The sequence below is a fragment of the Marinobacter sp. UBA5687 genome (genome assembly GCF_002420325.1).
Lineage (GTDB): Bacteria > Pseudomonadota > Gammaproteobacteria > Pseudomonadales > Oleiphilaceae > Marinobacter > Marinobacter nauticus.
The window spans coordinates 1-9,654 of the sequence record NZ_DIHV01000115.1; the positions used below are offsets into that span (position 1 = coordinate 1).

Genomic DNA, 9,654 nt, shown 5'->3' on the forward strand with positions numbered 1-9,654 from the left:
AGGCGTTAATCAGACCCTCCTTAACAGTCCGTTAATAAATTCCCGCCATAGTGTCGTCTCAAGATTGCTGCCAACCACCGATTGGAAATAAAGCGTGACGAGACTTGCCTGGACGACCTGTTTACTTGCCGCCTTGATGCCGTTGCCGGCTCTGGCAGAGGTTCAGCTCACTTTGGGGGCCTGTGTGAACGTGCAGGCTGTTCAGGATAGCGAGCAGACCGCCGGCTCTGGCCAGTCACTGACTCTTGCTGATGGTACCCAGCAGTTGGTGGTGGAGTGCACCACCGAAATTGGTCGTGAAGAAGTGCTGGAAACCAGCGACGCCTTCGTTGTCCGTTTCGAGGCTGCTGATACCGCACTGGCCCTGAGCGCTCCGGAAATCGAGTCGCGGAATCAAATGGACGCTTTCAATCAACAGGGTAACTGGCAGTTGACTGATCGCCAGGGCCGTGAGGTGGCGTTTACCGCCGATGTGCTCGAGAAAGAGGGCTTTCAGCTGGTGCGGGACTATGCCCGTGAGCTGGCGGCCTATAACCGTTCCGGCGCCAAAGCGGCAGTAGCTGCTCCGGGGCTGATAACCAACCAGGACGGGTTGTTGCTGGATTCGCACGTCGATCCGGATCAGGAAATGGTCAGCAGGATGCTGCGCTACTGGTATCTGAAAGCTGACGAACAAACTCGAAAAGAGTGGGACAGCTGGGTTGATTCCAGCAACCAATAAACACCAAACCAAACTGAACGTGGAGTTCCAAAAATGAAGAAGCTTCTTCTGGCTGTTGCTGTGTCTACTGTTGCCGCAGCATTCTGTGAATGCTGCGACTGTTTACGAGAAAGATGGTTTTACCTACAAACTGAACGGTGACTTCCAGATTCAGTTCCGTCAGGCCACTGGCTTTGATGAGCGTGCCGAGGTTGAGTACGACGATATGGAGCTGAAAAACTACGTAGCCTACGATCTGGGCAATGACCTGACTGCGTTTGGTCGTCTGGATGTGGGTTACAAAAAAGCGGCGGAAGGCAGTCAGGACGCCAGCAACCTGGAAGAGGCTTATGTCGGTCTGAAGTACGGCGTTGCCTCCTTCTCTTTCGGTAAGCAGGACTTCGCCGGTGACGAATTCGGTATTGAAGAAGCCTACGAAGTCGAGACCATTGATGAAGACCGGTTTGATGGCGTAGAAACAGCGGGTGACGATACGATTCGTGTCGACATCGAGCTGGAAAACGTCTATATCGCCGCTTCTCACGAAATGGATGCTGCGGATCAGGACGGTGAATACTACGATCTCTTCGTTGCTACTGAACTGGCAGGTCTGGAACTGGCAGCGGCTTACCAGCAGTCCCGAGCGGCTGGCGCGGCTGAATCTGCGGACACCTGGGGTGTGAGCGCTTCCTACGATTTCGGCTTCATGAACCTGGCCGCTGATTACAGCTCCACCGACGAAGACGACTTCGAAACCACCCAGTACAACCTGGCGGCTGTGTTTGCTGTTGCTGCCACCACCGACGTCGCACTCGGTATGGGCAACAAGGAAGAAGATGACGCGGACGACATTACCGAATGGTACGCCAACGTAACCTACAAGTTCCCGGCTGCCAAGAACGTCAGCGTGTTCGCCGAAATCGCCCAGAGCGACCTTGAAGATGCGTCTGGCGACGACGCCGACATGGGCTTCCTGGCCGGTATGCGCGTGAAGTTCTAAGCTCGCTCGTTACATGCGCCAGCCTGGTATCGAGCTACAGGTCAGTGCAGACGTGAAATCAAGGCCGGGCCTCAGCGCCCGGCCTTGGTGTATCTAAACCGCGACCTCCAGTGGCGGCACCTCCTGATGCAAGAACCACTTCTCCGTGACCACCTTGCGGGTAAACCAGTGTGAGCGCATCAAGGTGCTGGCGATGGGCTGTTTCAGCCAGTCCGGCACCTCAAAGCCGGGCTCCTGGTCCGTGGCCCGGGTTCCGAAGCGTTCGGCAATGCGTTCACCATAGCTTTGCAGCGAGAGCGCGGAATAATCCGTGGCGGCCTTGATAACATTGGCCGCCATCAGTGCCGATTCGATGGCGGGACGAATGCCCTCGCCACTCTGGGTATAGGCCAGGCCGGCCGCATCGCCAATCAGCAACACGCCGTCATCCACCAGTGGTCGGTTGGCATGGGCATACAGCAGATAGGCGTGACCTTTGAAGCGGCCTGGCAGGTCTGAAGGAATGCGGCCCGACTGTTTCATTTCCTCGACAAAAGCTTCCAGATGATCAGATAACCGGTGGTTGTCCTCACGGCCCAGGCCGATGTTCAGATAGCTGCCTTTCCGGAAAACCCAGGCGTAGCCCTTGAGATCCCGGCAGAACCAGAGCTCTGGCGTGTCGCCGCGGGCTTCGCAGGCGCGGGCCTGCTCTGGCGTCATCTCGAACTCAACTTCCTTGGCGGCCACCACGGTTTCATGCTTGCCCGGGCCGTCGCCCAACAGCCGTGCCACCGGGCAGAAATGGCCCCCGGCACCCACCAGCAGCGGCGCCTGCCATTGATCGTTGATCACCCAGTTGCCGTTGTTCCGGTTGATGGACTTTACCGCGGTTGCCAGTTGCTTTTCACACTCGGCACGGTCCAGCAGGTAGTCGTCGAATTCGCAGCGACGAATACCGTAGCTGACAATATCCCCGTGGTCGTTCTCCACCGCACTTTGCCCCATCATGCCGATCCGGAACCGGCGAATGGGTTGCAGTGTCCGGCCGACGGAATACTTCCCCGGATCAATGTCCAGGCTGGCCATCACTGCCGGCGTAACCCAGCCGGCGCAGGTCTTGTCCCGGGGGAAGGCTTGCTTGTCGATGATCAGTACCCGTTTGCCGGAGTCCTCCAGAGCCCGGGCCAGGGTTGAGCCGGCAGGGCCGGCCCCCACGATAATGATGTCGTAGTATTCCATCAGACCCCCTCTGGCGTGGCTGGAAACGTGTAGAGTTCCTGCCGGCTCTGGGGCAGCTGGTTATTGTCGCCGTGGGTGAACACCACCTGGAACAACTGCAAAGAACCGGCCCGGAACGCGGCGATGGAACCGGCCAGATACAGTCGCCAGGCCCGGGTGAAATGTTCGTCGTACATCTCGGTGACCTGGTCCTGGTTGGCGGTGAAATTGTCCATCCAGTGGGTCAGGGTCTGAGCGTAATGCAGCCGCAGGTTTTCCACATCCAGTACCGAGAAATCGCTGTGCTCGCAGATTTCCATGAACTCGCCAATTCTGGGCGGATAGGCGCCGGGGAAAATCCGCTTCTCGATCCAGGCGTTCATCAGCATGGGCCGGTTGCGGCCGATGCTGTGGAGCAAGGCAATACCATTCGGCTTCAGGGAGCGTTTGATCAGTTCCGACAGAGCGGGGTAATTGTCCTTGCCCACGTGTTCGAGCATGCCAATAGAAACGAACGCGTCATACTGGCCCTCAATATTGCGGTAGTCGTCTTCGACATAGGTAACCAGGTTGTCCAGGCCTTGTCGCTCTGCTTCAGCCCGGGCGTAGGCCAGCTGTTCCCGTGAGATATTGTAGGAATGCACCTTCACTCCGTAATGACGGGCCATATATCGGGCCAGCCCGCCCCACCCGCAGCCGGCTTCGACCACGGTCATGCCCGGTTTCAGCCGAAGTTTGCGGCAAACGTGTTCCAGTTTGGCCAGTTGCGCCTGTTCCAGGGTGTTGTCGGCCTGCTCGTAATAGGCGCAGGTGTACTGCATTTCGGCCTCATCCAGCCACAGTTGGTAAAACGCGTTGCCCAGGTCGTAGTGGTGGTGAATGTTCTCCTTGGCCTCGGAGATGCCGGTGGCACGCGGGTTGTGGTTGCGCCACAGGGCGTCCAGCCAGCGTGGCCATTTCTGGCGGGCGGCATGGACGGCCCGGTACAGGCTCTCCATCAGATCTGGAAGATCGCCGTCGATTTCCAGTCGACCGGCGGCATACAGGTCACCAAAGGCCAGATTGGGGTTGGCCACCAGGGAGTAGAGAGCCTTGTGGTCGGTCAGGTGCAGGGTGAAGCGGGCGTCCTGAACTTCCGGTTCTATGACATCGCCGTTCCAGAGCCGGAAACGAATGGGGGGAGAGCCGGCCATACGCATCAGTTTATGGATCAGCCAGCGTTCATAACTGTGGGGTTCGCGATCGGATTGACCGCGCTCCAGGGGCAGGCTGAGGACGTGTGCCCGGTGTTCCTCCTTGTCCGGTAACTCCGGTTTATGAGCGGTACTCTGTGCCATGGAATGCTCTCTCCTCTGATTCGTTATGGTCCGTGCAATCCCGAAAACTGAACTGAGAGTCGCGGCTTTTTGACTCAGTATAGAAAATGATCAGGTTTTGTCAGGTCGGCGGACTGAAGACTGAGGGGCAGAGCGGGTGGATGGGCGGAGCCGGCATTGGCCGGCTCCGCCAGAGTTGCAGGGTTATTCGGGGGTCAGTAGGTGGCGCTCATGCCGAACCATTCCGGGAAGATGACGATCAGCGCCAGCACCAGAATCTGGATCAGAATGAACGGAATAATACCCTTGTAGATATCCGTGGTTCGGACTTCCGGTGGTGCCACCCCTTTGAGGTAGAACAGCGAAAACCCGAATGGTGGTGTCAGGAAGCTGGTTTGCAGGTTCATGGCAATCAGGATGGCGAACCAGAGCATGTTGATGCCCATGGCCTCGGCCACCGGTGCCAGAATGGGCACGATGATGAAGGAAATCTCCACGAAATCGATGAAGAAGCCCAGCACCAGAATGACCACCATGGCCAGGATAATGAAGCCCCATTGTTCGCCGGGCAGCATCATCAGCCACTCCTCCAGCAGATAATCGCCGCCGGTATAGCTGAACACCATGGAGAAGGCAGTCGCGCCGATCAGGATTGCGAACACCATGGCGGTCACGCTGACGGTGTCTTTGGCGGCATCCCAGACCATCTTGAACGAGAACTGGCGGTAGATGATGGCCAGAACCACGGCGCCAACGCCACCCAGTGCCGAGGATTCCGTGGGAGTGGCGATGCCGGTGAAGATGGAGCCCAGCACAATCACGATCAACGCCAGTGGCGGAATAATCGCAAGCAGGGCATCCCGGATTTCCTTGCCCCGGCTGACCGATTCATCCTGGGCCGGCATGGCCGGTGCGGTTTCCGGCTTGAAACGGGTCAGGATCAGAATGTAGACAATGTACAGGCCAATCAGTACCACGCCGGGCATGACCGCAGCCTTGAACAGATCGCCCACGGGCAGGCCAAGGACGTCACCCAGAATGATCAGGATGATCGATGGCGGCACAATCTGGCCCAGGGTGCCCGAGGCGCAGATGGTACCGGTGGCCAGGCGCTTGTCGTACTTGTGCGCGAGCATGACCGGAAGCGAAATCAGGCCCATGGCAACCACGCTGGCGCCGACAACGCCGGTGGAGGCAGCCAGCAGAGCACCGACAAGAATGGTGGAAATAGCAAGGCCGCCGGGCAACCCGCCAAACAGCCGTCCCATGGAGGTCAGCAACTGTTCAGCCAGTCTGGTGCGCTGCAGTACCACACCCATGAAGATGAACAGAGGCACTGCCATCAACACGGTGTTCTGCATCACGCTCATGATCCGGAAGGGCATGAAGGCAAACAGATCCATGCCTTCGGCGTAGATACCGAAAAACAGTGCGACGCCGCCGAAGGTGAAGGCTACCGGGAAACCGAACATCAGCATGACCAGCGCCACGCCGAACATAATCATACCGATCATGCCAGACCTCCTGCGCTGTGCTCGCCTTCGTACCGCTTGTCACCGGCCATCACACGGATGGCGTAGGTCACCATGTTCAAGCCGGCCGTTCCCATAAAGAAAGCGCTGACCGGAATCACGGATTTGATCACCCAGCGGTGCGGTAAGCCGCCGGGGTCGCCGCTGCCTTCGCCCATCTGGTAGGCATCCATGGCGTAGCTGTAGCCATAGGTGGCAATCAGGTAGGCGAACGGAATAACAAAAAGAACGGCGCCAATCAGGTTAATCCAGGCTTTGCGCTTCTGGCTCCAGTTGGTATAGAAAACGTCCACACGTACATGACCATCAGTGCGCAGGGCATAGGGAATGCCAAGCAGGAAGACGACTGAATAAAGGTGCCATTCCATTTCCTGCATGGCGATGGACACATCGTTGAAAGCATAGCGTGCGACGACGTCATAGAAGACGTTGGCAGCCATCAGGATCATGGCCACACAGGCGATCCAGCCGCAAAGTTTGGAGAGCCAGGCCAGGCCCTCGTCCAGTCGGATAATCCAGCGCATCGAACTTCTTCCTCCGCATCGCGGAATTTCTGAATGTTGGAAATGAAAAAGCCGGGATCACTTGGAAGAGCGATCCCGGCTCTGATTCGTCATAAACGAATAGTTTACTCGACTTCGGCCATGGTGTTGAGGTAAGCCCGCTCCGAAATGTCGGTGTAAGCGCGGCTCTGCTCCAGATAATTGTGCTGGGATTCAATGATCTTCGCAGCCATCTCACTTTCTGCCGCGGCCTCTTTCAACAGCTTCTCGTTGGCCTCGTACATGGCCTGGAAAATGTCATCCGGGAAACGCTTGATCTGCACGTTCGGATACTCTTCCTTGATGTCCGCCCAGGCTTCGGCGTTGGCGTGCTGGGAGTGAACCAGCATGTCATAGGAAGCGGTACGCATGGCTACCCGCATGATTTCCTGAAGGTCTGCCGGCAGGCGATCCCAGACGCGCTTGTTGATCAGGAACTGCAGCTCGGTTGCCGGTTCGTGCCAGCCGGTGTAGTAGTAGTCAGCAATCTGCTGGAAACCAAGACGCAGATCCAGCGCAGGGCCTACCCACTCAACGGCATCAATCGTATTGCGCTCCAGAGCGGTGTAGAGCTCGCCCGGGGCGATGTTGGTGGGGTTAACACCCACTTCTGCGAAGACTTCGCCCGCAAAGCCGGGAATACGCATTTTCAGACCCTTGAGGTCATCCAGGGATTTGATTTCCTTGCGGAACCAGCCGCCCATCTGTACGCCGGTGTTGCCGCCAGGGAACGACAGCATGTTGTGGGGCTCATACACTTCCTGCATCAGCTCCATACCGCCACCGTGGTAGAACCAAGCATACTGTTCCATGGCATTCATGCCAAATGGCATGCTGGTGAAGAACAGGGTTTCCGGCACCTTGCCCTTCCAGTAATAGGAGGCGGAGTGGCCCATGTCGTACTGACCGGCCTTGACCATGTCGAATACGCCCAGCGGGGCCTTGTGCTTGTTGGCTGAGTCAATGCGGACGGTCAGTCGGCCATCAGACATCTTGTTAACGGTTTCGGCGAAGCGTTTGGTGGTATCACCAAAAATGGGGAAGTTCGGGCCCCAGGTTTCTGCCAGTCGCAGGGTGAACTTGTCTTGGGCAAGCGCCTGGGTGGCGGCAAAGGTAGTTGCCACAGCCAGCACAGCCGCGGAAAGAACAGAACGGATCTTCATTGCTCTTCTAACCTCTTGTCATTGTTGTAGTAGAGCCCGGCCCCTCGTGGGGTCCGGAACTCAAGAGTGTAGTTCAGATTAGCAACTATGGCGGGTGGGCTGCAGCAAAAAATTGCCGGACTACGACATTGGTCTAACGTTAGATGTCGTTCATTCGACCGATCTGGCTGGCCAGGAGCATGGCCTCGTGCTCCTCCAGGGATTTCAGATCCTCCAGCAGGGATTTGGCCTCGGGAATCTCGGCTTTGCCGATGAGGGCGTCGTACAGGTCCATCACCTGGTCGTGGAAATCAAAGATCTCCCGGGCAATACCGTCAAAATCCAGATCGTTATAGCGGGTATCGCAGGTGCGGTTCTTCTCGATGGGTTTATGCACGCCATAATCGTACAGGCGGGTGGTCATGGCTTTCGGGTCGGCCTGTTTCTCGTACTCGGCAACAGCCTGTTCCAGCAGTGCCTCGTGGGAACTGATGTAATCGAGCAAGGCGCTGGCGCGTTCGTTCTGATTTTTCTGGGCGGATTCGTGCAGGCACCTGGCAAGGTGGGCGTGGAGCTGGCGTGTCCAGTCAATCAGGTCTGCGAAGGTTTTGATTTCCATGGCGTCTTACTCTTGTCAGGCAATGGGTTTCAGGTTTTTTTGTTGTGTTCAGTCTAGTCAAGATTTTCCGCTTTTTTCGGCACCGGGGCGTTGATCAACGTCAGACCAGTATCCGGTACGGCACGTTTGCGCCACTGCCGGAACCAGCGCAGCGCGGGTTTTTCGATACCGTAATGCAGGGCTGCCGCCAGACCAATGGCAACGGCCAGGGCCATCATCACACCAAGTTGGCCGGGTAGACCGGATTTGTAAGCCAGATCAATCACGCCATAACCAATGTTCTGGTGCACCAGGTACAGGGTGTATGAAATGCTGCCCAGCCAGAGCATTCCCGGCCGTGCCAGAACGTTGAGATAGCCGGCTACGGCCAGCCCGAAAACGCCATAACAGCCGAGCACAAAGAGGTTGAACGGTGCCTTGTAAGCGAGCAGGCAGTGGCTGATGGTTAGTGTCAATAGCGCAAGATCCGCGACCGGCAAACGATTGTGGCGGTGCCAGCGGTAGATCAGCATGCCGCTGATGAACAGGGGCGCGTAGCGGGTAAACAACAGGTCTTTGATCAGGAATTCCAGCCCGTCGGGAATGGCTTTCCACCAGATCACCGCCGCGTAGCTGGCCAGAGTCCAGGCCCAGAGTACTGGCCGCATGCGCTGCCAGCTCCCCAGCCCGTAGAACAGCAAGGCAATCCAGACGTAGAACGTGGCTTCAATAACCAGGCTCCAGTAGGCGCCATCGACATGGGGATGGCCCAGGTATTCGTGCAGCAGAGTGATGTTCAGTAGCGCCGAGCCCGGGCTCACCATGCGGTCAGCTGGCCCCATCAGTTGAACGGCAATCCAGGTCAATACAATGCCGGCCCAGAGTGCAGGCAGCAGGCGGAAGGCTCGGGCCAGTCCGAACCAGCTGGCGCTGCGGGTGCGCTCCAGGGTCATGAAGATGACAAAGCCGCTGAGGATGAAGAACAGGTGAACCCCGTAGCGCCCGAAACCGAGGGTGTCCGGCGTGCTGAAACTGTGGCCGTAGAGTTTGTCGTAGTAGGGGAGGTAGTGGAACAGCACCACACCCAGGGCCGCTATGCCTCGAAGCGCGTCCAGTGCGGGCAGTCGGTCTTGACCATTGGGCATGAAAGCTGTGCTCCTGAAAACTCAACATTTTACCGGATCGTTTATTCTAGGCAGGTTGTGACAGTAGCGGCTAGGATCTAATTATACGGTATGCTTGCTGAGAGCTGACGATCCCGTCATCAAGGCAGCTGGTCCGGTATAGTATTCGCTTGGGTGGCAGACAGGGAGCGACAGGTTTATGACGGTGGAACTGGGAATTATTGAAGGATTTTACGGGCCTCTGTGGACCTGGTCCGAACGGCGCCAACTGGTCAATGCCCTGCTTGCCCATGGTTACGGCTTCTATCTGTATGCCCCCAAGGCCGACCCTTACCTGCGTCGTCGCTGGCAGGAACCGCACCCTCCGGAGCAGGCTGAGGCACTGGCGGACTTTGCCAGATTCTGCCGGCGTGAAGGTGTGCGGTTTGGTGTCGGGCTGAGCCCGTTCGAAATCTTCAATAACTTCGATGAGACGGCCCGGGAGGCCCTGGCGAAGAAACTGA

The 9,654-nt window shown here is 57.5% G+C and carries 10 protein-coding genes; 3 read left to right on the forward strand and 7 right to left on the reverse strand.

Annotation, left to right across the window (positions count from 1 at the left end; genetic code table 11):
* Positions 1 to 94 precede the first annotated feature (94 nt).
* Positions 95 to 721 carry a DUF2057 domain-containing protein gene (locus B3Y70_RS11880; protein ID WP_226374353.1) on the forward strand — a complete coding sequence of 209 codons (627 nt, stop codon included), beginning with the start codon at positions 95 to 97 and terminating at the stop codon, positions 719 to 721.
* Between the two features lie 85 nt (positions 722 to 806).
* Complete coding sequence (locus B3Y70_RS11885; RefSeq protein ID WP_227548866.1) at positions 807 to 1,700, forward strand: porin; 894 nt, start codon at positions 807 to 809, stop codon at positions 1,698 to 1,700.
* A 93-nt stretch (positions 1,701 to 1,793) separates the two neighbouring features.
* Here B3Y70_RS11885 and B3Y70_RS11890 read toward each other — a convergent pair whose 3' ends face one another.
* The 7 genes from B3Y70_RS11890 to B3Y70_RS11920 form a co-directional block, all read right to left on the reverse strand.
* Positions 1,794 to 2,918: an NAD(P)/FAD-dependent oxidoreductase gene (locus tag B3Y70_RS11890; RefSeq protein ID WP_153740492.1), complete on the reverse strand. Its 1,125-nt coding sequence runs from the start codon at positions 2,916 to 2,918 to the stop codon at positions 1,794 to 1,796.
* Positions 2,918 to 4,234 carry an SAM-dependent methyltransferase gene (locus B3Y70_RS11895; protein ID WP_286895305.1) on the reverse strand — a complete coding sequence of 439 codons (1,317 nt, stop codon included), beginning with the start codon at positions 4,232 to 4,234 and terminating at the stop codon, positions 2,918 to 2,920. Before B3Y70_RS11895 ends, B3Y70_RS11890 begins: the two co-directional genes overlap by 1 nt.
* A 194-nt stretch (positions 4,235 to 4,428) precedes the next feature.
* Positions 4,429 to 5,727, reverse strand: coding sequence for a TRAP transporter large permease (locus B3Y70_RS11900; RefSeq protein ID WP_011786891.1), 1,299 nt, complete (start codon positions 5,725 to 5,727; stop codon positions 4,429 to 4,431).
* Complete coding sequence (locus B3Y70_RS11905) at positions 5,724 to 6,269, reverse strand: TRAP transporter small permease subunit (protein WP_023011279.1); 546 nt, start codon at positions 6,267 to 6,269, stop codon at positions 5,724 to 5,726. Before B3Y70_RS11905 ends, B3Y70_RS11900 begins: the two co-directional genes overlap by 4 nt.
* Positions 6,270 to 6,373: 104 nt before the next feature.
* Positions 6,374 to 7,450 (reverse strand): TRAP transporter substrate-binding protein, encoded by a 1,077-nt coding sequence (locus tag B3Y70_RS11910; RefSeq protein WP_113879184.1) that lies wholly within the window; start codon positions 7,448 to 7,450, stop codon positions 6,374 to 6,376.
* Positions 7,451 to 7,589: 139 nt separating this feature from the next.
* Positions 7,590 to 8,048, reverse strand: coding sequence for a hypothetical protein (locus B3Y70_RS11915; RefSeq protein WP_014422754.1), 459 nt, complete (start codon positions 8,046 to 8,048; stop codon positions 7,590 to 7,592).
* A 53-nt stretch (positions 8,049 to 8,101) separates the two neighbouring features.
* On the reverse strand, positions 8,102 to 9,172 hold the full coding sequence (locus B3Y70_RS11920) for an acyltransferase family protein (RefSeq protein WP_113879186.1): 1,071 nt from the start codon (positions 9,170 to 9,172) through the stop codon (positions 8,102 to 8,104).
* 178 nt (positions 9,173 to 9,350) lie between these two features.
* Between B3Y70_RS11920 and B3Y70_RS11925 the strand changes: the two genes are divergently transcribed.
* The coding region (locus B3Y70_RS11925; RefSeq protein WP_288589862.1) for a beta-N-acetylglucosaminidase domain-containing protein at positions 9,351 to 9,654 on the forward strand (304 nt) is incomplete at its 3' end.